Origin of the sequence: Amycolatopsis sp. NPDC058340, from assembly GCF_042723975.1 — a bacterium.
Classification (GTDB): domain Bacteria; phylum Actinomycetota; class Actinomycetes; order Mycobacteriales; family Pseudonocardiaceae; genus Amycolatopsis.
This window is the reverse complement of sequence record NZ_JBHXIB010000081.1, coordinates 1-24,164: the sequence shown is the minus strand read 5'-3', so window position 1 is coordinate 24,164 and position 24,164 is coordinate 1. Positions and strand designations below refer to the sequence as shown.

The following is a 24,164-nucleotide window of genomic DNA, read 5'->3' as shown; positions in this document are numbered from 1 at the left end:
GGCCCACCTACGCCACCTACCCCCCCCCCCCGTGGGTTGCCAACCCCACTTTCCAAACCTTCAACGTTGCGAAAGTGGCTTTCGCAACGTGCCCCTTTGCCTTGCCTTCAAAAAAGGCCCAATCCTTAAGGCGCCGCCTCCTGCAGGGGGTGAAGGGAGCTTTCCCCGCATCTCATGCGACTAAGTTCCCTTCGCCGCGTGAGACGCGCGGTGAAAGTTCCCTTCGCCGCATGAGACGCGCGGTGAAAGCTCCCTTCGCTGCATGAGACGCGTGGTGAAAGCTCCCTTCGGCGCATGAGACGCGGCGAAAGGCCCCTTCAGCCCACCGCCGCGCGCGCCCGGCCCCTCCACCGCCGCCCCCCACCGCAGCCCCCACCGCCGCTCTCGTGCGTGAACGGTCCGTTCACACCTTCCGCACCCCCGCCCCACCTGCCGAAAGTGCGTGAAAGTCCCTGTCACGAAAAGAAAAACTTGCCTCCCGCGAACCACCGGACGCACTCTTGATCTTGTGTTCACGCCGATCGCCTTCGCGGTGGCGGGCGCCGGATCGGCGCTCGCCACGCGCTCCTGCCTGCGCCGGGCCGGAGCGCCGATCACGGCGTGGGCCGCCGCCCTCACGGCGGCGGCGCTCGTCGCGGTCTGCCTGAGGTGCCAGTCGGGAGCCTGGCCGTCGTGGTGGCTCGCGGTCCCGGCCGTGCTGACCGTCTTCGCGGTCCCGCTCGCGCTCGCCGACCTGAAGTACCGCCGCCTGCCCGACATCCTCACCCTGCCCGCGTACCCGGCGCTGGCCGCCGCGCTGGCGATCGCCGCGCACGGGGGAGGGGCCGCCATCGCGTGGCGGGCGGTGCTGGGCGCGCTGGTCTTCGGCGGGGCGCACGCGCTCGTGCACGCGGTGTCGCCGCGCTCGCTCGGCGCCGGGGACGTGAAGCTCGCCGGCAGTCTCGGCGCGGTCCTCGCCGCGACGGGCTGGCCGTCGATCGTGCTCGGCGCCGTCGCCGCCGCGTTACTGAGCGTGGCGCTGGCGGTGGGCGGGCCCCGGCATCCGACGGTGCCGCACGGGCCCGGTCTCCTGGTCGCGGCGTGGGTGCTCGCCGTCTTCGCCGGACCAGGCCCTGGATAACGGGACAGAGAGGAGGTTGTGACAGGATCTGTCAGGTGTTGCGCTGGATAACCGCAGGGGAATCGCACGGACCCGCCCTCGCCGCCATCCTGGAAGGGATGCCCGCCGGGGTCGAGGTCACCACCGCCGAAGTGGGCGAGCAGCTCGCGCGCCGGAGGCTCGGTTTCGGCCGCAGCCCCCGGATGGGCTTCGAGACCGACCACATCGAGTTCACCGGCGGTGTCCGGCACGGGCTCACCCAGGGTGGCCCCGTCGCGGTCCAGATCGAGAACGCCGAGTGGCCCAAATGGGAGAAGGTCATGTCGGCCGATCCCGTGCCCGCCGAGGAGCTGGAAGGCCTCGCGCGCAACGAGCCGCTGACGCGTCCCCGGCCCGGCCACGCCGACCTGCCCGGTATGCAGAAGTACGGCTTCCCCGAGGCGCGTCCGGTGCTGGAGCGTGCGAGCGCCCGCGAGACGGCGTCCCGCACGGCGCTCGGCACGGTGGCCCGCGCGTACCTCAAGCAGCTGCTCGGGGTCGAGATCCTCAGCCACGTCGTGTCCATCGGCGGTGCCTCGGCGCCCGAGGGGCCGCTGCCGGTGCCGTCGGACCTCCCGGCCATCGACGAGAGCCCGGTCCGCGCCTTCGGCAAGGAGGGGACCGACGCCATGGTCGCCGAGGTCGACGCCGTGCGGAAGGCGGGTGACACCGTCGGCGGCGTGATCGAGGTGATCGCCTACGGCCTGCCGCCGGGCCTCGGTTCGCACGTCCACTGGGACCGCAGGCTCGACGCCCGCCTCGCCGGCGCGCTCATGGGCGTCCAGGCGATGAAGGGCGTCGAGGTCGGCGACGGCTTCACCACGGCGAAGCGCTGGGGCAGCCAGGCCCACGACGAGATTGACCGCGGCACCGGCCCGGTCGGGGTGACCCGCCGGTCCAACCGCGCGGGCGGGCTCGAAGGCGGTATCACCAACGGCGAGCCGCTGCGTGTGCGCGTCGCCATGAAGCCGATCTCGACCGTCCCCAAAGCACTGTCCACTGTGGATGTCACCACCGGCGAACCCGCGGTGGCCATCCACCAGCGTTCCGACGTCTGCGCGGTACCCCGCGCCGGGGTCGTGCTGGAGTCGGTGGTCGCGCTGGTGCTCGCGGACGCCGCGCTGGAGAAGTTCGGCGGCGACTCGCTGGCCGAGGGCAAACGCAACGCCGAGGCCTACCTGAAGGCGCTCGAGGAGCGCTGGTGACTCCTCGCGCGGTGATCATCGGGCCGCCGGGTTCGGGCAAGAGCACGGTCGGCCCGGCGCTCGCCGCCCGGCTCGGTCTCGCCTTCCGCGACAGCGACGACGACATCGTCGCGAGCGCGGGCAAGCCCATCACCGACATCTTCGCCGAGGAGGGCGAGCCCGCCTTCCGCGCGCTGGAAGAGGAGATGGTGGCGAAGGCGCTGGCCGAGCACGAAGGCGTCCTCTCCCTGGGCGGGGGAGCACCGATCACGCCGGGCACCCGGGAACGCCTCGCCGGGCACACCGTGATCTTCCTCAACGTCGGGATGGCCGCGGGCGTCCAGCGCGCCGGGCTCTCGACCGCGCGCCCGCTGCTGGCCGGGGTGAACCCCCGCGCCACCTACAAGGCACTCCTCGACGCGCGCCTGCCGGTGTACCGGGAGGTCGCCACCTTCGAGATCGAGACCGACCGCCTGACCGCCGACGAGGTCGTCGAGGCCGCCCTCATCGGGCTGACCGAGATCAGCAAGGACCGAGCATGAAACGCACCACCGCCGGCGTACTGCTCGCCGTCGTGGCCCTGACTCTGACCGCGTGCGGCGAGGAGAAGCAGCCCGCGGGCGCGGACGTCGTCCAGACCGGAGCGGCCACCAGCGGCGCACCCGCGTCGGCCGCGCCGGCAGCGGATGTCGCGGCCGACGTCAAGGTCACCAAATGCGACAGCAACAGCTACACCCCGAAGATCACCATCGAGGTCACCAACAGCACCTCGGAAGACGCGCGGTACGCCGTCACCATCGCGATCAAGGACGCCGACGGCAAGGCCTCCGGTGAGGCGCTGTTCGCGAAGAACCGGATGACGCCCGGCCAGAAGGTGACCGAAGAGATCCCGGGGGACACCCCGGTCAAGGGCAAGATCACCTGCGAGGTCGCGAGGGCCAAGCGGCTTCCGCCGAAGTGAGGGGAACGATGACCGAGCCGGTCCGCATCACCGTCAACACCGCCAAGCCCTACGACGTCGTCATCGGCCGTGGCCTCCTGGGCGAGCTCACCGAGCAGCTCGCCGACGCCTCGAAGGTCGCGCTGATCCACCCGCCGACGCTGACGACCACCGCCGAGGCCATCCGCGACGAACTGGCCGAGGCCGGGATCGACGCGCACCGGGTCGAGATCCCCGACGCCGAGGACGGCAAGGCGCTCACCGTCGCCAGCTTCTGCTGGGAGGTCCTCGGCCGGATCGGCCTCGACCGCCAGGGCGTGGTCGTCGGGCTCGGCGGCGGCGCCGTGACCGACCTCGCCGGATTCGTCGCCGCCACCTGGATGCGCGGCGTCCGGCTGGTCAACGTGCCCACCACGCTGCTGGGCATGGTCGACGCCTCTCTCGGCGGCAAGACCGGTATCAACACCGAGGCCGGCAAGAACCTGGTCGGCGTCTTCCACGAGCCGAGCGCGGTCCTTGTCGACCTCGCGACGCTGGAAACGTTGCCCCCCAACGAACTCGTCGCCGGAATGGCCGAGGTGGTCAAGGCCGGGTTCATCGCCGACCCGCGCATCGTCGAGCTCGTCGAGCAGGATCCCGCCGCGGCGCTGGACACCACCGGCGAGGTCCTCGGGGAGCTGGTCCGCCGCTCGATCCAGGTCAAGGCCGACGTCGTCGCCGCGGATCTGCGCGAATCGGATCTGCGCGAGATCCTCAACTACGGGCACACGCTCGCCCACGCCATCGAACGCCGTGAGCGATACCGGTGGCGTCACGGCGCGGCGGTCAGTGTCGGGCTGGTGTTCGCCGCCGAGCTCGCGCGGCTGGCAGGCCGTCTCGACGACGCCACCGCCGAGCGGCACTCGAAGGTGCTCAAACTGCTGGGCCTGCCGACCACCTACGACCCCGACGCGCTCCCGCAGCTGCTGGAGACGATGAAGGGCGACAAGAAGACCCGTTCGGGCGTGCTGCGCTTCGTCGTCCTCGACGGGCTCGCGAAACCCGGCAGGCTGGAAGGCCCGGACCCGTCGCTGCTCGCCGCGGCGTACTCGGTGGTGGCGGGCGAGGCCCCCAAACCGGGCGGGAGCGTGCTGCTGTGAAGGTGCTCGTCCTCAACGGTCCCAACCTCGGCAGGCTCGGCCTGCGCGAGCCCGGGATCTACGGTTCGGCCACGCACGCGGATCTGGCCGCCACCTGCGTCGAAACCGGCAAGGAGCTGGGGATCGACGTCGAGGTCCGGCAGACCGACCACGAGGGCGAGATGGTCGGCTGGCTGCACGAAGCCGCCGACGCGGGCTGGCCGGTCGTGCTCAACGCCGCCGCGTGGACGCACTACTCGATCGCCGTCCGCGACGCCGCCGCCCAGCTCACGGCGCCGCTGATCGAACTGCACATCTCCAACGTGCACAAACGCGAGCAGTTCCGGCACCACAGCGTGCTGTCGGATATCGCGACCGCGGTGATCGCCGGACTCGGGGTCGACGGATACCCGCTGGCCCTGCGCTGGATGGCCGCGAACGCGGCATGAACGACCCGCCCTCGCTGGAGACCGCGAGACTGCGGCTGCGCGCGCTGACCGAGGCCGACACCGAGGCGATCGTCGAGCTCTTCGCCGACCCGGCGATGAGCGCGCATTTCGCGGTGCCGCTCACCGAGCCGGACCGCGTCCGCGAAATGGTCGGCCGCAGGCTGTCCTACGACGGCCCGGCGGGCATGGGGCACTGGGCGATCGAACGCGACGGAAAGGTGATCGGGCTCGCGCATCTGCGGCCTTCGCAGGAGCTTCCCGGTGACGTTCCGGAACTCGGGTACTACCTGTCACGGGCGCACGGCGGGCAGGGTCTGGCGACCGAGGCCGCGAAGGCACTGCTGGAGCACGGGCTCGTCGGGCTTGGCCTGTCCTCGGTGTGGGCGCTGGTCGGGGAGTCCAATGTGGCCAGTCAGAACCTGGTGCGGCGCTTGGGTTTCCTCGATGTCGGTGGCGGTGACCACTACGGCAGCGGGCCACATCGCGTCTTCGTCGCGTTGCCGTCGGAGCACGGCCGCGCGCACCACATCGAACTGTGGGTGCCCGATCTCGGCCGCGCCGAGGAGAGCTGGGGCTGGCTGCTGGGCGAACTCGGCTGGCGTGAATTCCAGCGCTGGCCCGCCGGGGTCAGCTGGAAGCACGGCGCGACCTACTTGGTCGTCGAACGTTCTCCGGCGCTCAGCGGGGAAAAGCACGACCGCACCGCGCCGGGCCTGAACCACCTCGCCCTGCACGTCGAGTCACGCGATCGGGTGGACGAACTGGCTTCGGAGGCCGTCGAACACGGCTGGTCGCCGATGTTCGCGGACCGGTATCCGAATGCGGGCGGTGACCATCACTACGCCGCCTACCTCGAAAACGCCGATGGCTTCGAAGTGGAATTGGTCGCCCTCCCGGGTACTGACGTCACCCGGCCGGGTTAAGCCTCGCTACACTCGGCCATCATGCGCCTTTTTCGTGGGGGTCGGCGACCCGCCCGTGCCGTGGTGGCCGTCGTAGCGGCGGGCGCGGTCCTCGTGGCGTGCAGCGACGGGAACGTGCAGTCCCAGGCCGACGGCAAGGGCGGCGGGATCGGCGGCGCCCAGCAGGCGCCGAAGGAAAAGCCGCGGCCGATGGACGTCGAGCTCGCGACGAGCGATCCCCGGGCCAGTGGCGGCGTGATCGCCGCGGGCGACCAGGACGCGGTCTACAACTACAGCCCGACCGTGATGCGGGACGGCGGCAAGCTCAAGATGTGGTGGTGCAGCCAGTACGGCAGCGCCCAGCCGCCCGGTGACGACGTCCTCTACGCGCAGTCGCCCTCGCTCGACGGACCCTTCACCGGCCCGTCCGGCGGTGGCCCGGCCGCGGTGTTCTCCGGCGCGCCCGGCGGTTTCGACGGGATGCACACCTGCGACCCGTCGGTGATCAAGGTCGGCTCGACCTACTACATGTATTACACCGGCGCGGCGGGCGATCACGCCCTCGGCAACTCGATCGGCCTCGCGACCAGCCCCGACGGGCTCAACTGGACCCGTGCGGCGGGCGGGCAGCCGATCATCGGACCGGCGCACGACGTCCACCGTGCCAACGTCTACGGCGCCGGCCAGCCCTCGGCGGTGTACCTCGACGGCTGGTTCTACGTGCTCTTCACCGACACCACGGCCAAGGCCGCGGGGTGGAACGGCGCCGGGCAGTTCCTGCTCCGCGCGAGGGACGCGGCGTTCACCCGGGGCGTGGAGACGCTGGGGGAGCAGGGCTTCGTCGCCAAGCCCACCACGATCTCGCCGCGCACCCGCTCGCTGGTCGACGGATTCAGCACCGACCTCATGTGGGTCGGTGCGCTCGACGCCTTCGTGATCGCGCACGAGACCGACGCCGGTACCACGCTCACCTTCTGGACCAGGGACTTCACCGCGCAGCCGTACCGGCCGTCGCTCATCCCCGGCGCCTGGAAGGAAGGCCCCGGCCTGGTCCGGCGGCCCGACGGGCACGCGCCGCTCTCGTCGGGCGACGTCTGCGATCGGGTCCCGTTCGACGTCGTCCGCGCCACCGTCGTCGGCGGCGCGGGGGCGCCGACCGACCTCAAGCATTTCGGCCTGGACGTCCGCGGTTCGCGGGCCTGCGACGGCGACGCCCGCGTCCGGACCTCGTTCGAAGGCGTCGCGATGCCGTCGCCGCAGCGGACCATCGACCTGGTGGCCGACGGCACACTGGTGCGGGTCGACCGGCGCTCGGTGGCGGCGACGCTCGCGGGTGAGGTGCTGGACCAGCGGCTCAAGGTCGTCGACAAGTTCCCGCAGGCCGCGCGGCTGAGCGCCGGGGCGAAGACGGTGCACGCGCCCGGCCGAGGGTTCGGTGTGGTGCTCGACGGCAAGCTGTACGCGGTGCCGGACGCGGGGACGGCGGCGCTGAACGACTCGACCGTCGAAGAGATCAGCGATCAGGCCTGGGACGGTTTCCCGGCCGGTTTCTCGCTCGCCGGCTGATCCTCGTCGCCGCCGGTCTTGGTGATGCGGCCACCGACGAACAGGCCGAGCCCGGCCGGGATGAGCACCAGCAGGGCCGAGAAGGCGGCGCCGCCGGTGAGCGCGCCGCCGAGCTCCGAAGCGCCGGTCTGGTCGACGAACACCGCGCGCCCGATCACGTACAGCACGCCCGAGACCGGTCCGGCGATCAGCGCCGCGATGAACCAGTTCTTGCCGCGTTCGGGTTTGCCCTGCCAGGCGTCCACGGCACCCCAGCCCGCCGCCGCGCCGACCAGGACGGCGAGGGCGAGGGAGGTGACGAGCGTCTTGTCGGTGGGGTTGAAGACCTCGTACTTGGCCAGCACGGTGACGGCCGCGCCGTGCAGCAGCGCCATCACGAGTCCACGAGTCAGCCACGGTGCCATTGGGGGAGTTTAACTCGCCAGTAGCGACAGTCACGCCCCTCCGCGGCCCTGAGAGCCGGTGGAAGGTCCGTGAGGGCCTCCTTCCCTACTGTCAGGGTAGGGAAGGAGGCCCTCACGACAGGGCTGTGACTGCTGGGACAGCTGAGTCCGTGGTGGCGATCGCCAAGTCCGTGAAGGCCTCCTTGAGAGACCCAGAGTCCCTCAAGGAGGCCTTCACGGACTTGGGCGGCGACGAAACGCGTGCCACCGGCGGCCCACCCCCTAAACTCCATGACGTGCGTGAATACTTCTCTCGCCGCCGCGCGGCGCTGCGTTCCCTGCTGGCCGACTCCGGGGTGGACGCGCTGCTGGTCACGGACCTGCTCAACATCAGGTACCTGACCGGCTTCACCGGGTCCAACGCCGCTCTCCTCGTCCACGGGAGCGGCGACGACAAGACGATCTTCTGCACCGACGGCCGTTACCAGGTCCAGTCGGCGACGGAGGTCCCCGATCTCGAACGGGTGCTGGACCGCGCGAGCGCGGCGAAGCTGGCCGATCTGGCGGCGGGGAAGAAGCTCGGCAAGACCGGCTTCGAGAGCCAGCACGTGAGTGTCGAGCAGCACGAGGAGCTCAAGGTCCGCTTCGACCGCGTCGAGCTGGTCCGGACGCCCGGTCTCGTCGAGCAGCTGCGGCTGGTCAAGGACGAGCAGGAGATCGAGGCGCTGCGCCAGGCGTGCGCGGCGGCGGACAGGGCGCTGGAGGACCTGGTGTCCGCCGGCGGGCTCCGCCCCGGCCGCACCGAGCTCGACGTCGCCCGTGACCTCGAGAACCGCATGCTCGGCCACGGCTCGACCGGGCCCTCGTTCGACACCATCGTCGCGGCGGGCGCCAACTCCGCGATCCCGCACCACCGGCCCACCTCGGCCGTGCTGGCGACCGGGGACTTCGTCAAGATCGACTTCGGTGCCACGGTCGACGGCTACCACTCCGACATGACCCGCACGTTCGTCCTCGGCAAGCCCGCGGCCTGGCAGGAGGAGATCTACGAGCTGGTCCAGCGCGCGCAGGCGGCGGGCTGCGACGCCGTCCTGCCCGGTGCCGAAGTGTCCGAAGTGGACAAAGCGGCCCGTGGCGTGATCGTCGACGCGGGGCGCGGCGAGGAGTTCGGCCACGGCCTCGGCCACGGCGTCGGACTGCAGGTGCACGAGGCGCCCAGCCTCGCCACCACCGGCGTCGGTACACTGTCCGCCGGTATGGCCGTCACCGTCGAGCCTGGTGTGTATCTGCCCGGACGCGGAGGCGTGCGCATCGAGGACACGCTGGTCGTGCGGGAAGGTACGCCCGAACTCCTCACGCTGAGCACCAAGGAACTCGTGGTCGTCTGACGACGGCCCGGAAGATCGACACAGGAGACTGCACACTCGTGGCCACCACCAACGACCTGAAGAACGGGCTCGTCCTCAACCTCGACGGCCAGCTCTGGACCGTCACCGCGTTCCAGCACGTCAAGCCGGGCAAGGGCGGCGCGTTCGTCCGCACCACGCTCAAGCACGTGCTCACCGGCAAGGTCGTCGACAAGACCTTCAACGCGGGGACGAAGGTCGACACGGCCACCGTCGACCGCCGCAACATGACGTACCTGTACAAGGACGGCGCGGACTTCGTGTTCATGGACGCGGAGACCTACGACCAGATCACCGTGCTGGCCGAGACCGTCGGCGACAACGCGAACTACCTGCTCGAGAACTTCGAGGTCCAGGTCGCGGTGCACGACGGCACGCCGCTGTACATCGAGCTGCCGACCTCGGTCGAGCTCGTCGTCCAGCACACCGACCCCGGCCTGCAGGGCGACCGCTCCACCGGTGGCACCAAGCCCGCCACTCTGGAGACCGGCGCCGAGATCCAGGTGCCGCTGTTCCTCACCACCGGCGAGAAGATCAAGGTCGACACCCGTGACGGCCGCTACCTTGGCCGCGTTTCCAGCTGATGGCCGACTCAGCCAAATCCGGCAAGTCGCCGAACCGCGGCGGGCCGATCAGCCGTCGTCAGGCCCGCAAGCGGGCCGTCGAGATGATGTACGAGGCCGCCCAGCGCGGTGCCGACGCGGTGACGCTGCTGGCGGACCGGGTCGGTTCGGTCGAGGTCGACCCGATCGCGGACTACACGATCTCGCTGGTCGAGGGCGTCACCGGCCGCAAGACCCAGATCGACGAGCTGCTCTCCGAGCACGCTCAGGGCTGGACGCTGGACCGGATGCCGCCGGTGGACCTGGCGGTGCTGCGGGTCGGCGTCTACGAGCTGCTGTGGGCCGAGGACGTGCCGGACCCGGTCGCCATCGACGAGGCCGTCGGGCTGGCGAAGGAACTGTCGACCGACGATTCGCCGCGGTTCGTGAACGGCGTGCTCGGCCGGATCGGCACGATCGCCGACCGGCTGCGCGCGGTCCTCTAGAAGACGTACTGCGACGGGCCGTGTCCTCTGCGGAGGGCACGGCCCGTTCTCGTGCTCGGTGGTGCCGGTTGGCGTTTCCGGTCCCCCCGGACCGAAAACGTCGCCATCTCTAGTCCTCTTTGGACGGTCGAGCCTCGGGCGGCAGCACACCCCAGTCGATCAGCTGCTCGGTGAGCTCGCCGGGGGTCATGTCGTAGATGATCGCCAGCGAACGCAGGTCCTCGGTGCGGATGGAGAGCACCTTGCCGTTGTAGTCGCCGCGCTGGCTCTGGATGGTGGCGGCGTAGCGGGCGAGCGGCCCGACCTTCTCCGCCGGGAGCTGCTGGAGACGCTCCAGGTTGATGACGATCTTCGTGGCGGGCTCGGCGCCCGACGGCACCCGGCCCTCCGGCAGCAGCTCGACCACCGGCACGCCGTAGAAATCGGCGAGCTCGGCGAGCTTCTGCACGGTGACGGCGCGGTCGCCGCGCTCGTACGAACCGACGACGACGGCCTTCCAGCGGCCTCCGGACTTCTGCTCGACCCCGTGCAGGGACAGGCCCTGCTGCTGGCGGATCCCGCGGAGCTTGGCCCCGAGCGCCTTGGCGTAATCGCCCATCTGGTGGTTCTCCGTTTCCTCACCCCCAACCGGTCGGGGTGACCGATCCAGGGGACTCCTAGAGTCGAATACTGAGAGTAATGGTTACGCATAGTTGTCACCAGGTCAAGCGGGTGCTTTCGAGAGGCCTTCGTCACCTGGGGCGCGCCACTCGTAAGAATGAGCGATCGCTCCTGCTAGTGTCGGGGAGATTTCCTCGCTACGCAGGAAGTCGACGTCCTTTAAGGACCCGTCCAGAGAGGCGGGGAAGGAGGTCCGCCTTGTCGTCACGCCCGCGTGGCGCGGCGGAACCGGCGGGAGAGCGCGAGCTGCTCTCGTCCGGCGATGTCGCGCGCACGATCGCCCGAATGGCCCACCAGGTCATCGAGAAGACCGCTCTCGGTGCCGGTGGCTCGAACCCGCCCGTGTTGCTGGGCATCCCCACCAGGGGAACCCCGCTCGCCCTGCGGCTCGCGGACAAGATCGCCGAGTTCTCCGGCATCCGTCCGCCGACCGGCGCGCTGGACATCACGCTCTACCGCGATGATCTCCGCCGCCGCCCGCCCCGCGCGCTCGAACATTCGCAGCTGCCGCCGACCGGTATCGACGACGCGGTGGTGATCCTGGTCGACGACGTGCTGTTCTCCGGCCGCACCATCCGCGCCGCCCTCGACGCCCTGCGCGACCACGGCCGCCCGCGCGCGGTCCAGCTGGCCGTGCTGGTCGACCGCGGCCACCGCGAACTGCCGATCCGCGCCGACTACGTGGGCAAGAACGTGCCCACCTCGCGCGCCGAGGGGATCGAGGTCCTGCTGTCCGAAGTGGACGGACGGGACACGGTTCTGCTTCGCGCGCAACCAGAAGGAGATCGATCGTGAAGCACCTGCTCGCCACCGACGGGCTCGACCCGGCGCTCGCGACAGCCGTGCTGGACACCGCGGAAGAGCTCAAGCACACCTTGCTGGGCCGCGAGGTCCGCAAACTGCCGACGTTGCGCGGCCGCACCGTCATCACGCTGTTCTACGAGAACTCGACCCGCACCCGCGTCTCGTTCGAGATCGCGGGGAAGTGGATGAGCGCCGACGTGATCAACGTCTCCGCCTCCAGTTCCTCGGTCAACAAGGGCGAATCGCTGCGGGACACCGCGCTGACGCTCGCCGCGGCCGGCGCCGACTGCGTGATCATCCGGCACCCCGCCTCCGGTGCGGCGCAGCGCCTTTCGGGCTGGCTCGCCGAAGCGGGGACGGCGGTCGTCAACGCCGGGGACGGCACCCACGAGCATCCGACGCAGGCGCTGCTCGACGCGGCGACGCTGCGGGAGCGCCTCGGTTCCTTCGAGGGCCGCCGCATCGGGATCGTCGGCGACGTCCTGCACAGCCGGGTCGCGCGGTCGAACATCCACCTGCTGTCCTCCTTGGGCGCGGAGGTGGTGCTCGTCGCGCCGCCGACGCTGCTGCCCGCCGGCGTGGAAAGCCTGCCGGTCACGGTGTCGCACGAACTCGACGCCGAACTGCCCGCGCTCGACGCGGTCATGATGCTGCGGGTCCAGGCGGAGCGAATGCACGGGGGCTTCTTCCCCTCGGCGCGTGAGTACTCGATCGCCTACGGCCTCAACGAACGCCGGATGAAGCTGCTGCCCGAGCACGCCGTCGTCCTGCACCCCGGCCCGATGCTGCGCGGGATGGAGATCGCCTCGGCGGTCGCCGACTCCCCGGCCTCGGCCATCACCGAACAGGTCCGCAACGGCGTCCACGTGCGCATGGCGGTCCTCTACCACCTGCTCGCCAGCGAAGGAGCCGCCGCGTGACCACCGTCCTGATCAAGGGCGCCCGACCCTACGGCGAGGGCGACCCGGTCGACGTGCTCGTCGAGGACGGGGTCATCACCGACATCGGTGCCCTTGACGTCCCCGAAGACGCCGAGGTGATCGACGCGGGCGGCCAGGTGCTGCTCCCCGGTTTCGTCGACCTCCACACCCACCTGCGCGAACCCGGCCGCGAGGACACCGAGACCATCGCCACCGGCTCGGCCGCGGCGGCGCTCGGCGGCTACACCGCGGTGTTCGCCATGGCCAACACCGATCCGGTGGCCGACAACGCGGTGATCGTCGACCACGTGTGGCGCCGCGGCCAGGAGGCCGGGCTGGTCGACGTGCACCCGGTCGGCGCGGTCACCGTGGGCCTCAAGGGCGAGAAGCTCGCCGAACTGGGGACCATGGCGAAGTCCGAAGCCCGGGTGAAGGTCTTCTCCGACGACGGACTCTGCGTCGCGGATCCGCTGCTCATGCGCCGCGCGCTGGAGTACTCGACGGCGCTGGGCGTGGTCATCGCCCAGCACGCCGAGGAGCCGCGGCTGACCGTCGGCGCGCAAGCGCACGAAGGCGAGCAGGCCGCGCGCCTGGGCTACACCGGCTGGCCCGCCTCGGCGGAGGAGTCGATCGTGGCCCGTGACTGCCTGCTCGCCGAGCACGCGAACGCGCGGCTGCACGTCTGCCACGTTTCGACCTCGGGTACCGCGGACATCCTCAAATGGGCAAAGGACCGCGGCACCAAGGTCTCGGCCGAGGTCACCCCGCACCATCTGCTGCTGACCGACGAGCGGCTCGCCACCTACGACCCGGTCAACAAGGTCAACCCGCCGCTGCGCACGGAGTCCGACGCCGAGAAGCTGCGCGCCGCGCTGGCCGAGGGCGTCATCGACTGCGTCGCCACCGACCACGCGCCGCACGCGGTCCAGGACAAGGACTGCGAGTGGAGCCAGGCCCGGCCCGGCATGCTCGGCCTGCAGACCGCGCTGTCGATCGTGGTCGAGACCATGGTCCGCACCGGTCTGCTGGACTGGCGGGGCGTCGCGCGGGTGATGAGCGAGCGGCCCGCCGAGATCGGCAACCTGACCGACCACGGCCGCCCGATCGAGGTCGGCGAACCCGCCAACCTGACGCTGGTGGACCCGGACACCGAATGGACCGTGCGAGGGGCCGAGTTCGCGAGTATCGCGGCCAACACCCCGTACGAAGGAATGCGGCTCCCCGGCGTGGTGACGGCGACGTTGCTGCGCGGGCGGATCACCGCGCGGGAAGGGAAGATCGCGCAATGAGCGACCGGATTCTGCTGACCCTGGCGGTCTTCGCCTTCTTCCTGTTCTGCGTGTTCCTGATGTGGCGCGGCTGGCGGCGGAAGTCACGGGCGCAGAGCGTCCAGGTGCCGCCGTTCCCGGAGATCCCCGCCGAACCCGGCGAGGCGTCGCTCGAATCGACCGGCCTCTACGTCAGCACGACGACCGCCGGGCACTGGCAGGACCGCGTCGTCACCCGCGGCGCCGGCCTGCGCACCGGCGCGGTGTGGCGCCTGCACGAAGACGGCATCGCCATCGAGCGCGGCGGCGCCCCGGACTTCTGGATCCCGCGCGACTCGGTCACCGGCGTCCGCAAGGACAAGGGGATGGCCGGGAAGGTGATGGGCATCGACGCGCTGCTCGTCATCACCTGGCTGGCCGGTGACGTCGAGCTGGACACCGGATTCCGCGGCGACGACGTCGACGACTATCCACAGTGGATCGAAGCTTTGCAAGACACTCACAACGACATCAAGGGAGGTGCCTGATGAGCACCGCGAACGGTTCCAGGACCCCCGCAGCGCTGGTCCTGGAGGACGGCAGGGTTTTCCGCGGCTCCGCGTACGGCGCCCGCGGCCGGAGCCTGGGTGAGGCGGTGTTCTGCACCGGCATGACCGGCTACCAGGAGACGCTGACCGACCCCTCCTACCACCGGCAGATCGTGGTCCAGACCGCGCCGCAGATCGGCAACACCGGCTGGAACGACGAGGACGACGAGTCCTCGCGCATCTGGGTCTCGGGCTACGTCGTCCGCGACCCCGCGCGCACCCCGTCCAACTGGCGCTCGAAGCGCACGCTGGACGAGGAACTGGAGCGCCAGGGCGTCGTCGGGATCTCCGAGGTGGACACCCGCACGCTGACCCGGCACCTGCGCGAGCAGGGCGCCATGCGGTCCGGCGTCTTCTCGGGCGACGCGCTGGGCTCCGACGAGGAGATGCTCGCGCAGGTGCAGGCGAGCCCGCAGATGAAGGGTGCTGACCTCGCCGGCGAGGTCAGCACGAAGCAGACGTACGTCGTCGAGGCGCAGGGAGAGCGGAAGTTCCGCGTCGCCGCGCTGGACCTGGGCATCAAGTCGAACACCCCGCGCCTGATGGCCGCGCGCGGCATCGAGGTGCACGTGCTGCCCTCGTCGTCCACTGTGGACGATCTGCTCGCCGTCGAGCCCGACGGGGTGTTCCTGTCCAACGGTCCCGGCGACCCGGCGACCACCGCGCACGCCACGGAGCTGACGAAATCGGTGCTGCAGCGGGAAATCCCGCTCTTCGGCATCTGCTTCGGCAACCAGATCCTCGGCCGCGCGCTGGGGCTGGGCACCTACAAGATGCGTTACGGCCACCGTGGCATCAACATCCCGGTGATCGACGTGGCCACCAAACGCGTCGCGATCACCGCGCAGAACCACGGTTTCGCCCTCGAAGGCGAGCCGGGCCAGCGCTTCGAGTCGCCGTTCGGCGCCGCGCAGATCTCGCACTACTGCCCGAACGACGACACCGTCGAAGGTGTCCGCGCGTTCGACGTCCCCGCGTTCTCGGTGCAGTACCACCCCGAGGCCGCCGCCGGCCCGCACGACGCGGCCCCCCTGTTCGATGAGTTCGTCGCTTTGATGGAGAAGAAGGCCTAGTAATGCCGAAGAGGACAGACATCCAGCACGTGCTGGTGATCGGCTCCGGGCCGATCGTGATCGGCCAGGCGGCGGAGTTCGACTACTCCGGCACCCAGGCCTGCCGCGTACTCCGCGAAGAGGGACTGCGCGTCTCGCTGGTGAACTCGAACCCGGCGACCATCATGACCGACCCCGAGTTCGCCGACGCCACCTACATCGAGCCGGTCACGCCGGAATTCGTCGAGAAGGTCATCGCCGAGGAGCGTCCCGACGCGATCCTCGCGACCCTCGGCGGGCAGACGGCGCTGAACTGCGCGGTCGCCCTGCACGAGCGCGGTGTCCTGGAGAAGTACGGCGTCGAGCTGATCGGCGCCGACGTCGACGCCATCCAGCGCGGCGAGGACCGGCAGAAGTTCAAGGACATCGTCCGCACCATCGGCGGCGAGGTGCCGCGTTCGCGGGTCTGCCACGACATGGACGAGGTCCGCGCGACCGTCGCCGAGGTCGGCCTCCCGGTGGTCATCCGGCCGTCCTTCACCATGGGCGGGCTCGGCTCGGGCATGGCGCACACCGACGAGGAGCTGGAGCGCCTCGCCTCCACCGGGCTCACCGAGTCCCCGGTCACCGAGGTGCTCATCGAGGAGAGCGTCCTCGGCTGGAAGGAGTTCGAGCTCGAGCTCATGCGCGACCGGCACGACAACGTGGTGGTCGTCTGCTCGATCGAGAACATCGACGCGATGGGCGTGCACACCGGCGACTCCGTCACCGTCGCGCCCGCGATGACCCTGACCGACCGCGAGTACCAGCACATGCGCGACGTCGGTATCGCGGTGCTGCGCGAGGTCGGCGTCGACACCGGCGGCTGCAACATCCAGTTCGCGATCAACCCAGAGGACGGCCGCATGGTCGTCATCGAGATGAACCCGCGCGTGTCCCGCTCCAGCGCGCTGGCGTCGAAGGCGACCGGTTTCCCGATCGCCAAGATCGCCGCGAAACTCGCCATCGGCTACACCCTCGACGAGATCCGCAACGACATCACCGGCGAGACCCCGGCGGCCTTCGAGCCGACGCTGGACTACGTCGTGGTGAAGGTGCCGCGGTTCGCCTTCGAGAAGTTCCCCGGCGCGGATCCGACGCTCACCACCACGATGAAGAGCGTCGGCGAGGCGATGTCCTTCGGCCGCAGCTTCCCCGAAGCGCTCGGCAAGGCGCTGCGGTCCATCGACACCAAGGCCACCGGCTTCTGGACCCGCCCCGACCCCGAGGGCGTCACGCTGGAGTCCGTCCTGGAGGCGCTGCGCACGCCGCACGACGGCCGGCTCTACGAGGTCGAGCGGGCGCTGCGGTTCGGCGCCACCGTCCAGCAGGTGCACGAGGCGTCGGGGATCGACCCGTGGTTCATCGACCAGATCGCCCTCATCGGCGAGGTCGGCGCCGAGGTCCGCGACGCCCAGGTGCTCGATGAGCCGCTGCTGCGGCGCGCCAAGCGGATCGGCCTCTCCGACCGCCAGATCGCCTCGCTGCGGCCGGAACTGGCCGGGGAGGACGGTGTCCGCGCGCTGCGCCGCCGTCTCGGGGTGCGGCCGGTGTACAAGACCGTCGACACCTGCGCGGCCGAGTTCGCCGCCAAGACGCCGTACCACTACTCGGCCTACGAGACCGACCCCGCGGCGCAGTCGGAGATCACCGCGCAGACCGAGAAGCCGAAGGTCCTGATCCTCGGCTCCGGGCCGAACCGCATCGGGCAGGGCATCGAGTTCGACTACTCGTGCGTGCACGCCGCGATCGCCCTGCGCGAGGCCGGTTTCGAGGCCGTCATGGTCAACTGCAACCCCGAGACCGTCTCCACCGACTACGACACCTCGGACCGGCTCTACTTCGAGCCGCTGTCGTTCGAGGACGTCCTCGAAGTGGTCAACGCGGAGCAGGAGTCGGGCACCGTCGCCGGGGTGATCGTGCAGCTGGGCGGCCAGACCCCGCTCTCGCTCGCGAAGCGCCTCGCCGACGCCGGTGTGCCGGTGATCGGCACCTCCCCGGACGCGATCCACCTCGCCGAGGACCGCGGCGCGTTCGGCGAGGTCCTCACCGACGCCGGGCTGCCCGCGCCGAAGTACGGCACGGCGACCTCGTTCGAGGGCGCGAAGCGGATCGCCGACCAGATCGGCTACCCGGTCCTCGTGCGGCCGTCCTACGTGCTCGGCGGGCGCGGCATGGAGATCGTCTACGACGAGGAGTCCCTCGCCGGGTACATCCACCGCGCCACCGAGGTCACCCCCGAGCACCCGGTGCTGGTGGACCGGTTCCTCGACGACGCCATCGAGATCGACGTCGACGCGCTGTTCGACGGCGACGAGCTCTTCCTCGGCGGCGTCATGGAGCACATCGAGGAGGCGGGGATCCACTCCGGCGACTCCTCGTGCGCGCTGCCGCCGATCACGCTGGGCCGGACCGACATCGAGACGGTGCGCCGCTCGACCGAGGCCATCGCGCGCGGCGTCGGCGTCCGTGGCCTCCTGAACGTCCAGTACGCGCTCAAGGACGACGTCCTGTACGTCCTGGAGGCCAACCCGCGCGCGTCGCGGACCGTGCCGTTCGTGTCGAAGGCGACCGCGGTGCCGCTGGCGAAGGCCGCGGCGCTGATCATGACCGGTTCGTCGATCAAGGATCTGCGCGAGTCCGGCGTCCTCCCGGCCGAGGGCGACGGCGGCCACCTGCCCGCCGATTCGCCGGTCGCGGTCAAGGAGGCGGTCCTGCCGTTCCACCGCTTCCGCACCCCCGAGGGCCACGGCGTCGACTCGCTGCTCGGCCCGGAGATGAAGTCCACCGGCGAGGTCATGGGCGTGGACGTCTCCTTCGGCAAGGCGTTCGCCAAGTCGCAGGCCGGTGCCTACGGTTCGCTGCCGACGTCGGGCAAGGTGTTCGTCTCGGTCGCCAACCGCGACAAGCGTTCGCTGGTGTTCCCGGTGAAGCGGCTGGCGGATCTCGGCTTCGAGATCCTCGCCACGTCGGGTACCGCGGAAGTGTTGCGGCGCAACGGGATCGCCTGCACCGTCGTGCGCAAGCACTACGAAGGTTCCGCTGAAGGCGAACAGAACGTCGTCGACGTCATCCTCAGCGGCGAGGTGCAGATGGTGATCAACACCCCATACGGCAACAGCGGTCCCCGTATCGACGGTTACGAGATCCGCACCGCCGCGGTGTCGCGGGACATCCCCTGCATCACCACGGTGCAGGGCGCGGCGGCGGCCGTGCACGGGATCGAGGCCGTCATCAAGGGCGACATCGGCGTGCGGTCGCTGCAGAGCCTGCAGGCGGCGCTGAAGGCCAAGGCATGAGCGAGCGGTTCGGGGCGAGGCTGGCGCGGGCGGTCGCCGAGAAGGGACCGCTCTGCGCCGGGATCGACCCCCATCCCGGGTTGCTTGAGGCGTGGGGTCTCCCCGCGGACGCGAGCGGTTTGGAGAAGTTCGCCCTCACGGCCGCTGAGACGCTCGCGCCCGAGGTCGCGGTGATCAAACCCCAGTCGGCCTTTTTCGAGGCCTACGGGCCTCCTGGGGTCGCTGTTCTGGCCAAGACGATGAAGGTGTGCCGGGAAGCGGGCGCGCTCGTCCTGCTGGACGTCAAACGCGGCGACATCGGCTCGACGATGGCGGCGTACACGGCGGCGTTCCTGCCCGACGGCGCGGAACTCGAGGCGGACGCCATCACGGTGTCGCCGTACCTCGGATTCGGTTCGCTGGCCCCCGCGATCGAGGTCGCGCGGGCGCAGGGCAAGGGGCTGATCGTCCTCGCGCGCACCTCCAACCCGGAGGCGCAGGGATTGCAGAACGCCTTGCTGCCCAACGGAAAGACCGTCGCGCAGGACATCGTCGACACGGCGGCCGCGTACAACGCGGGCGTCGGCCCCCTCGGTGACATCGGTGTCGTCGTCGGCGCCACCATCGCGCCGGGGGAGCTCGACCTGAGCAAGCTGAACGGTCCGATCCTGGCGCCAGGTTTCGGGGCCCAGGGAGCCACCGTGGCCGATCTTCGGGGCCTTTTCGGCCCAGGACTCCAGGGTGTGCTCCCGGCGTCCTCCCGTGACGTCCTCAAGCACGGACCGGACCCGGAGGCGTTGCGTGCGGCCGTTCGGCGGACCCGGGATTCCCTCGGTCCCCTGGAAAAAGGCCAATAGCAGGCCCGGGAATCCGTCATGACCAGCCACCCCCGCATTGTGGCCCGAGGTAACGGGTGGGTACCGTCGCCACACCCACCCAGATTTGAGAACTACCGGAGGAAAACGTGGCACTTCCCCAGCTGACAGAGGAACAGCGCGCTGCGGCGCTGGAGAAGGCCGCCGCCGCCCGCCGCATCCGTGCTGAGCTGAAGGAGCGGCTGAAGCGGGGCGGTACCACTCTGGTCGACGTGTTGAAGCAGGCCGAGGAGAACGAAGTCCTCGGCAAGATGAAGGTCTCGGCTCTGCTCGAGGCTCTTCCGGGCGTCGGCAAGGTCCGTGCCCAGCAGACCATGGAACGACTGGAGATCGCACCCAGCCGTCGTCTTCGCGGCCTCGGCGACCGGCAGCGCAAGGCGCTGCTGGCCGAATTCAGCGGCGAGTGAGCGGCACCGGTCAGGACCACCCGGTGAACCCGGGCGCTGACCGCGGCGGTGAGCCGGTGGCGGGAGTCGAATCCCGGCACCGGCTCACGGTCGTCTCAGGGCCTTCGGGGGTCGGGAAGTCGAGCGTGGCCAAGGAGCTGCGCAAGCTGGATCCGGAGATCTATTTCAGCGTCTCGGTGACCACCAGGAAGCCGAGGCCGGGTGAGGTGGACGGCGAGCACTACCACTTCATCGACCGGGCCGAGTTCGACCGCATGGTCGCCGACGGCGAACTGCTCGAACACGCCGAGTTCGCGGGCAACTGCTACGGCACCCCGCGCGGGCCCGTCGAGCGGGTGCTCGCCGAAGGCCGCAACGCGATACTGGAGATCGAACTCCAGGGCGCGCGGCAGGTCCGCAAGGCGATGCCGGAGGCCCGGCTGGTGATGCTGATGCCGCCGTCGTGGGAAGAACTGGTCGGCAGGCTGACCGGCCGCGGCACCGAGAACGAAGCCGCCGTGAAGGCCAGGCTCGCCGAGGCCGAACGCGAACTCGCCGCCGCCGGGGAGTTCGACGAGCGCGTCGTCAACGCCGACGTGCGAGAGGCCGCCGAGCAGTTGCTAAACTTGATAACCGGCGACAACTAGACCGAAGATTCGGAGCACCACGAGTGACGACTCAGGCCACGCTGCACGAAGAGCTCGAAGGCATCACCAACCCGCCCATCGACGACCTCCTCGAGAAGGTCAGCTCGAAGTACGCGCTGGTGATCTACTCGGCCAAGCGCGCTCGCCAGATCAACGACTACTACGCCCAGCTGGGCGAGGGTCTGCTGGAGTACGTCGGCCCGCTGGTCGAGCCGGGCCCGCGCGAGAAGCCGCTGTCCATCGCCCTGCGCGAGATCCACGGCGGCCTGCTCGAGCACACCGAGGGCGAGTAAGACCTCGATGGCCACGGCGGCTGTCAAGGCGACAGTAGGGCGCGGCCTGGCCGAAGGTCCCCGCTATCGGGATGGCAGGGCGTTGATCAGCGTGAGCGAGGTCGTGGAAGTGACATGCCCTGGCAGCCCGATCGCGGTGCCGCGCGGAACCGCCGAGAACACCGTTGAGTAAACCCAAGATCGTTCTGGGCGTGGGCGGCGGGATCGCCGCCTACAAGGCCTGTGAGGTCCTGCGCGGACTGACCGAATCCGGTCACGACGTCCGCGTGGTCCCCACCGAAGCCGCGCTGAACTTCGTCGGCGCGGCCACCTTCGAGGCACTCTCCGGGAACCCGGTGCACACCGGCGTGTTCACCGAAGTGCCCGAGGTCCAGCACGTCCGCGTCGGCAAGGAAGCCGACCTGGTGATCGTCGTGCCCGCCACGGCGAACCTGCTCGCCAAGGCCGCGCACGGCATCGCGGACGACCTGCTGACGAACACCCTGCTCACCGCCCGGTGCCCGGTCGCCTTCTTCCCGGCGATGCACACCGAGATGTGGGAGCACCCGGCCACCCGCGACAACGTGGCCCTGCTGCGGTCGCGCGGCCTGGTCGTCGCCGAACCCGCCGCCGGCAGGCTCACCGGCAAGGACACCGGCAAGGGACGGCTCGCCGACCCCGCCGAGATCGTCGACCTCGCCCGGCTCCTGCTCGCCGTGCCGAACGCCCTCCCGCGCGACCTCGAAGGCGTGCGCGTGGCGATCTCCGCGGGCGGCACCCGTGAGCCGCTGGACCCGGTCCGGTATCTGGGCAACCGCTCCTCGGGCAAGCAGGGGTACGCGCTGGCCCGCGTCGCCGCCCAGCGTGGCGCCGAGGTCACCCTGGTCACCGCGCACACCGTCGCGCTGCCGGAGCCCGCGGGCGCGAAGGTCGTCCACGTGTCGACCGCCGAGGAGATGCGCCAGGCCATGCACGTCGAGGCGGCCTCCGCCGACGTGCTCGTGATGGCCGCCGCCGTCGCCGACTTCCGGCCCTCGAACCGGGCCGATCACAAGATCAAGAAGTCCGACGACGCGCCCGATCCCGTCGTCGAGCTCGCGCGCAACGCGGACATCCTCGCCGAGCTGGTGCGGAACCGGGCCCCTGGCCAGGTGGTCGTCGGGTTCGCCGCCGAAACAGGGGACGATAAGGGTGGCGTCCTCGACCACGCCAGGGTCAAACTCAAGCGCAAGGGCGCGGATCTGCTGGTGGTGAACGCCGTCGGTGAAGGGAAGGCCTTCGGGACCGAAGACAACTCGGGCTGGCTGCTCGGGGCCGACGGCACCGAAATCCCGATCCCGCTCGGCGCCAAGGCCGAACTGGCGTCCACATTGTGGGATGCTGTTGTGACCTTGATGAAGCGTTGAGAGCCCCCAAAGCGATAGTCAGTAGGCTTGAGTTCAAGCTGAGGGGTGCCTAACTTTCTAGGCATCAGACGTCTAGGTGAGGGAGTGACGGGCACCGTGACCGCGTCCACGAGCAGACTGTTCACATCGGAATCGGTGACTGAGGGTCATCCCGACAAAATTTGCGATGCCATCAGCGACTCGATCCTGGACGGCCTGCTGGCCAAGGACCCGCGCAGCCGGGTGGCGGTCGAAACCCTCATCACCACCGGACAGGTGCACGTCGCCGGCGAGGTGACCACCGAGGCCTACGCGGACATCCCGACCATCGTCCGCGACGTGATCCTGAAGATCGGCTACGACTCTTCGGCCAAGGGTTTCGACGGCAACTCGTGCGGCGTCAACGTCGCGATCGGCTCCCAGTCGCCGGACATCGCGCAGGGTGTCGACACCGCGTACGAATCCCGCGTGGAGTCCGACGAGGACGAGATCAACCGCCAGGGCGCGGGCGACCAGGGCCTGATGTTCGGCTACGCCTGCTCGGACACCCCCGAGCTGATGCCGCTGCCGATCGCGCTGGCGCACCGGCTCTCGCAGCGGCTGACCCGGGTCCGCAAGGACGGCGTGCTGCCGTACCTGCGCCCGGACGGCAAGACCCAGGTCACCATCGAGTACGCCGGCGACCAGCCGGTGCGGCTCGACACGGTGGTCGTCTCCACCCAGCACGCTGACGGCATCGACCTGGAGCAGATGCTCGGCGTCGACGTCCGCGAGCACGTGGTCGCCCCGGAGATCGCCGAGCTCGGGCTCGACACCTCCGACGTGCGGCTGCTCGTCAACCCGACCGGCCGGTTCGTCATCGGCGGCCCGATGGGTGACGCGGGCCTGACCGGCCGCAAGATCATCGTCGACACCTACGGCGGCATGGCCCGCCACGGTGGTGGCGCGTTCTCGGGCAAGGACCCCTCCAAGGTGGACCGCTCGGCCGCGTACGCGATGCGCTGGGTGGCGAAGAACGTCGTCGCCGCCGGGCTCGCCGCCCGCGCCGAGGTCCAGGTCGCCTACGCGATCGGCAAGGCGGCCCCGGTGGGCCTCTTCGTCGAGACCTTCGGCACCGAGACGGTCGACCCGTCGAAGATCCAGGCCGCCATCACGGAGGTCTTCGACCTGCGCCCGGCCGCGATCATCCGCGATCTCGACCTGCTTCGCCCGATCTACGCGCCGACGGCCGCGTACGGCCACTTCGGCCGTCCTGAGCTGTCTCTCCCGTGGGAGAACACGGCGCGGGCCGCGGACCTGAAGTCGGCCGCGGGCGCCTGATCCGTCGTTCCGTGAGGGCCTCCTTGCCTACCTTGAGGGTAAGGAAGGAGGCCCTCACGGCGTGTGCGGCCTGAGTGGCCAGGTGTGAGTCGGGTCGGAGCCCGGTTGCGCGTGTGTCGTCCATCCAGTCACGCGTGTCGTCCGCCGGATCACACGTGTCCTCCCTTCAACCACGCGAGGCCGCCAGTTTGAGACCCGGCCTGCGTGGTGCTGGCGCGTCTCCGCTTGCCTAGGTACATGAAGGACCCCTTCCTGTACCTAGGCGCAAGGAAGGGGTCCTTCATGTACTCGGGAGGGCCTTCACGCGCGGCTGTTGTGACTGTTGATACACCTGGGGCGAACGGGGCATTGCCTGGTCCGTGAAGGCCTCCTTGAGGGACTCTGGGTCCCTGAAGGAGGCCTTCACGGCACTCCACAGCGAGATGGCTCCAGCAGCGCGTGCGAAGAACCCGGCCCGAACAAGCAAAATAGAAACTAAAGGACCCCTCATGACACGAGCGGCGCGGCCCCCGCGCCCGCCTCGCGGTCCCGCTACAA

The 24,164-nt window shown here is 70.1% G+C and carries 25 protein-coding genes; 23 read left to right on the top strand and 2 right to left on the bottom strand.

The window, feature by feature from the left end:
- Positions 1-508: 508 nt before the first annotated feature.
- The 8 genes from ACFWIW_RS40660 to ACFWIW_RS40625 are packed head-to-tail and all read left to right on the top strand — an operon-like array spanning position 509 to position 7,297.
- Positions 509-1,120 carry a prepilin peptidase gene (locus ACFWIW_RS40660; RefSeq protein ID WP_378373363.1) on the top strand — a complete coding sequence of 204 codons (612 nt, stop codon included), beginning with the start codon at positions 509-511 and terminating at the stop codon, positions 1,118-1,120.
- 35 nt (positions 1,121-1,155) lie between these two features.
- Positions 1,156-2,343, top strand: a complete 1,188-nt coding sequence (aroC, locus tag ACFWIW_RS40655; protein WP_378373362.1) for a chorismate synthase — start codon at positions 1,156-1,158, stop codon at positions 2,341-2,343.
- Entirely contained in the window at positions 2,340-2,864 is a 525-nt protein-coding gene (locus ACFWIW_RS40650) for a shikimate kinase (protein ID WP_378373361.1), read from the top strand. Before aroC ends, ACFWIW_RS40650 begins: the two co-directional genes overlap by 4 nt.
- Positions 2,861-3,283, top strand: coding sequence for a hypothetical protein (locus ACFWIW_RS40645; protein WP_378373360.1), 423 nt, complete (start codon positions 2,861-2,863; stop codon positions 3,281-3,283). The genes ACFWIW_RS40650 and ACFWIW_RS40645 overlap by 4 nt, the downstream gene beginning before the upstream one ends.
- Positions 3,284-3,291: 8 nt before the next feature.
- Entirely contained in the window at positions 3,292-4,401 is a 1,110-nt protein-coding gene (gene aroB, locus ACFWIW_RS40640) for a 3-dehydroquinate synthase (RefSeq protein ID WP_034311646.1), read from the top strand.
- Entirely contained in the window at positions 4,398-4,829 is a 432-nt protein-coding gene (gene aroQ / locus ACFWIW_RS40635; RefSeq protein ID WP_378373359.1) for a type II 3-dehydroquinate dehydratase, read from the top strand. The genes aroB and aroQ overlap by 4 nt, the downstream gene beginning before the upstream one ends.
- Positions 4,826-5,752 (top strand): GNAT family N-acetyltransferase, encoded by a 927-nt coding sequence (locus tag ACFWIW_RS40630; protein ID WP_378373358.1) that lies wholly within the window; start codon positions 4,826-4,828, stop codon positions 5,750-5,752. The genes aroQ and ACFWIW_RS40630 overlap by 4 nt, the downstream gene beginning before the upstream one ends.
- Positions 5,753-5,812: 60 nt before the next feature.
- Complete coding sequence (locus tag ACFWIW_RS40625) at positions 5,813-7,297, top strand: beta-xylosidase (RefSeq protein ID WP_378373366.1); 1,485 nt, start codon at positions 5,813-5,815, stop codon at positions 7,295-7,297.
- On the opposite strand, the gene ACFWIW_RS40620 is transcribed toward ACFWIW_RS40625, so the two are convergent.
- Positions 7,252-7,671: a B-4DMT family transporter gene (locus tag ACFWIW_RS40620; protein ID WP_378373365.1), complete on the bottom strand. Its 420-nt coding sequence runs from the start codon at positions 7,669-7,671 to the stop codon at positions 7,252-7,254. The two genes, ACFWIW_RS40625 and ACFWIW_RS40620, sit on opposite strands and share 46 nt — an antisense overlap.
- Positions 7,672-7,976: 305 nt before the next feature.
- On the opposite strand from ACFWIW_RS40620, the gene ACFWIW_RS40615 reads away from it, so the two are divergent.
- From ACFWIW_RS40615 to nusB, 3 genes are read left to right on the top strand one after another with little or no spacing between them, the layout of a single operon-like run.
- Positions 7,977-9,068, top strand: coding sequence for a Xaa-Pro peptidase family protein (locus ACFWIW_RS40615; RefSeq protein ID WP_240597447.1), 1,092 nt, complete (start codon positions 7,977-7,979; stop codon positions 9,066-9,068).
- A 38-nt stretch (positions 9,069-9,106) separates the two neighbouring features.
- Positions 9,107-9,670 carry an elongation factor P gene (gene efp, locus ACFWIW_RS40610; RefSeq protein ID WP_240597445.1) on the top strand — a complete coding sequence of 188 codons (564 nt, stop codon included), beginning with the start codon at positions 9,107-9,109 and terminating at the stop codon, positions 9,668-9,670.
- A complete protein-coding gene (gene nusB, locus ACFWIW_RS40605) occupies positions 9,670-10,134 on the top strand; it encodes a transcription antitermination factor NusB (RefSeq protein ID WP_063274190.1) in 465 nt (154 codons plus the stop codon). Before efp ends, nusB begins: the two co-directional genes overlap by 1 nt.
- 109 nt (positions 10,135-10,243) lie before the next feature.
- On the opposite strand, the gene ACFWIW_RS40600 is transcribed toward nusB, so the two are convergent.
- A complete protein-coding gene (locus ACFWIW_RS40600) occupies positions 10,244-10,732 on the bottom strand; it encodes a transcriptional regulator (protein WP_003096372.1) in 489 nt (162 codons plus the stop codon).
- Positions 10,733-10,992: 260 nt separating this feature from the next.
- Between ACFWIW_RS40600 and pyrR the strand changes: the two genes are divergently transcribed.
- From pyrR to metK, 12 genes are all read left to right on the top strand, one after another.
- Complete coding sequence (gene pyrR, locus ACFWIW_RS40595; protein ID WP_240597444.1) at positions 10,993-11,589, top strand: bifunctional pyr operon transcriptional regulator/uracil phosphoribosyltransferase PyrR; 597 nt, start codon at positions 10,993-10,995, stop codon at positions 11,587-11,589.
- On the top strand, positions 11,586-12,518 hold the full coding sequence (locus tag ACFWIW_RS40590; RefSeq protein WP_034311667.1) for an aspartate carbamoyltransferase catalytic subunit: 933 nt from the start codon (positions 11,586-11,588) through the stop codon (positions 12,516-12,518). The genes pyrR and ACFWIW_RS40590 overlap by 4 nt, the downstream gene beginning before the upstream one ends.
- A complete protein-coding gene (locus ACFWIW_RS40585; RefSeq protein ID WP_378373357.1) occupies positions 12,515-13,807 on the top strand; it encodes a dihydroorotase in 1,293 nt (430 codons plus the stop codon). The genes ACFWIW_RS40590 and ACFWIW_RS40585 overlap by 4 nt, the downstream gene beginning before the upstream one ends.
- The gene (locus tag ACFWIW_RS40580) at positions 13,804-14,313 is read left to right on the top strand and encodes a transporter (RefSeq protein ID WP_378373356.1); all 510 of its coding nucleotides are present in this window, start codon (positions 13,804-13,806) and stop codon (positions 14,311-14,313) included. Before ACFWIW_RS40585 ends, ACFWIW_RS40580 begins: the two co-directional genes overlap by 4 nt.
- On the top strand, positions 14,313-15,446 hold the full coding sequence (gene carA / locus ACFWIW_RS40575; protein ID WP_378373355.1) for a glutamine-hydrolyzing carbamoyl-phosphate synthase small subunit: 1,134 nt from the start codon (positions 14,313-14,315) through the stop codon (positions 15,444-15,446). The genes ACFWIW_RS40580 and carA overlap by 1 nt, the downstream gene beginning before the upstream one ends.
- 2 nt (positions 15,447-15,448) lie before the next feature.
- Complete coding sequence (gene carB, locus ACFWIW_RS40570) at positions 15,449-18,763, top strand: carbamoyl-phosphate synthase large subunit (RefSeq protein WP_378373354.1); 3,315 nt, start codon at positions 15,449-15,451, stop codon at positions 18,761-18,763.
- Positions 18,760-19,599 (top strand): orotidine-5'-phosphate decarboxylase, encoded by an 840-nt coding sequence (gene pyrF, locus ACFWIW_RS40565; RefSeq protein ID WP_378373353.1) that lies wholly within the window; start codon positions 18,760-18,762, stop codon positions 19,597-19,599. Before carB ends, pyrF begins: the two co-directional genes overlap by 4 nt.
- 107 nt (positions 19,600-19,706) lie before the next feature.
- Positions 19,707-20,024, top strand: coding sequence for an integration host factor, actinobacterial type (gene mihF / locus ACFWIW_RS40560; RefSeq protein WP_003096398.1), 318 nt, complete (start codon positions 19,707-19,709; stop codon positions 20,022-20,024).
- The gene (gmk, locus tag ACFWIW_RS40555) at positions 20,021-20,650 is read left to right on the top strand and encodes a guanylate kinase (protein ID WP_378373352.1); all 630 of its coding nucleotides are present in this window, start codon (positions 20,021-20,023) and stop codon (positions 20,648-20,650) included. Before mihF ends, gmk begins: the two co-directional genes overlap by 4 nt.
- A gap of 23 nt (positions 20,651-20,673) precedes the next feature.
- Positions 20,674-20,943, top strand: a complete 270-nt coding sequence (rpoZ, locus tag ACFWIW_RS40550; protein ID WP_005152353.1) for a DNA-directed RNA polymerase subunit omega — start codon at positions 20,674-20,676, stop codon at positions 20,941-20,943.
- 164 nt (positions 20,944-21,107) lie between these two features.
- Entirely contained in the window at positions 21,108-22,328 is a 1,221-nt protein-coding gene (gene coaBC / locus ACFWIW_RS40545) for a bifunctional phosphopantothenoylcysteine decarboxylase/phosphopantothenate--cysteine ligase CoaBC (protein ID WP_378373351.1), read from the top strand.
- 96 nt (positions 22,329-22,424) lie between these two features.
- Positions 22,425-23,627, top strand: a complete 1,203-nt coding sequence (gene metK / locus ACFWIW_RS40540) for a methionine adenosyltransferase (RefSeq protein ID WP_378373364.1) — start codon at positions 22,425-22,427, stop codon at positions 23,625-23,627.
- Positions 23,628-24,164: the final 537 nt, after the last annotated feature.

Bases quoted from the DNA above. Each gene is read 5' to 3' on its own strand.
- ACFWIW_RS40645 (WP_378373360.1), top strand. From the start codon at position 2,861: ATGAAACGCACCACCGCCGGCGTACTGCTCGCCGTCGTGGCCCTGACT.
- aroB (WP_034311646.1), top strand. From the start codon at position 3,292: ATGACCGAGCCGGTCCGCATCACCGTCAACACCGCCAAGCCCTACGAC.
- ACFWIW_RS40630 (WP_378373358.1), top strand. From the start codon at position 4,826: ATGAACGACCCGCCCTCGCTGGAGACCGCGAGACTGCGGCTGCGCGCG.
- ACFWIW_RS40620 (WP_378373365.1), bottom strand. From the start codon at position 7,671: ATGGCGCTGCTGCACGGCGCGGCCGTCACCGTGCTGGCCAAGTACGAG.
- nusB (WP_063274190.1), top strand. From the start codon at position 9,670: ATGGCCGACTCAGCCAAATCCGGCAAGTCGCCGAACCGCGGCGGGCCG.
- ACFWIW_RS40600 (WP_003096372.1), bottom strand. From the start codon at position 10,732: ATGGGCGATTACGCCAAGGCGCTCGGGGCCAAGCTCCGCGGGATCCGC.
- ACFWIW_RS40580 (WP_378373356.1), top strand. From the start codon at position 13,804: ATGAGCGACCGGATTCTGCTGACCCTGGCGGTCTTCGCCTTCTTCCTG.
- carA (WP_378373355.1), top strand. From the start codon at position 14,313: ATGAGCACCGCGAACGGTTCCAGGACCCCCGCAGCGCTGGTCCTGGAG.
- carB (WP_378373354.1), top strand. From the start codon at position 15,449: ATGCCGAAGAGGACAGACATCCAGCACGTGCTGGTGATCGGCTCCGGG.
- pyrF (WP_378373353.1), top strand. From the start codon at position 18,760: ATGAGCGAGCGGTTCGGGGCGAGGCTGGCGCGGGCGGTCGCCGAGAAG.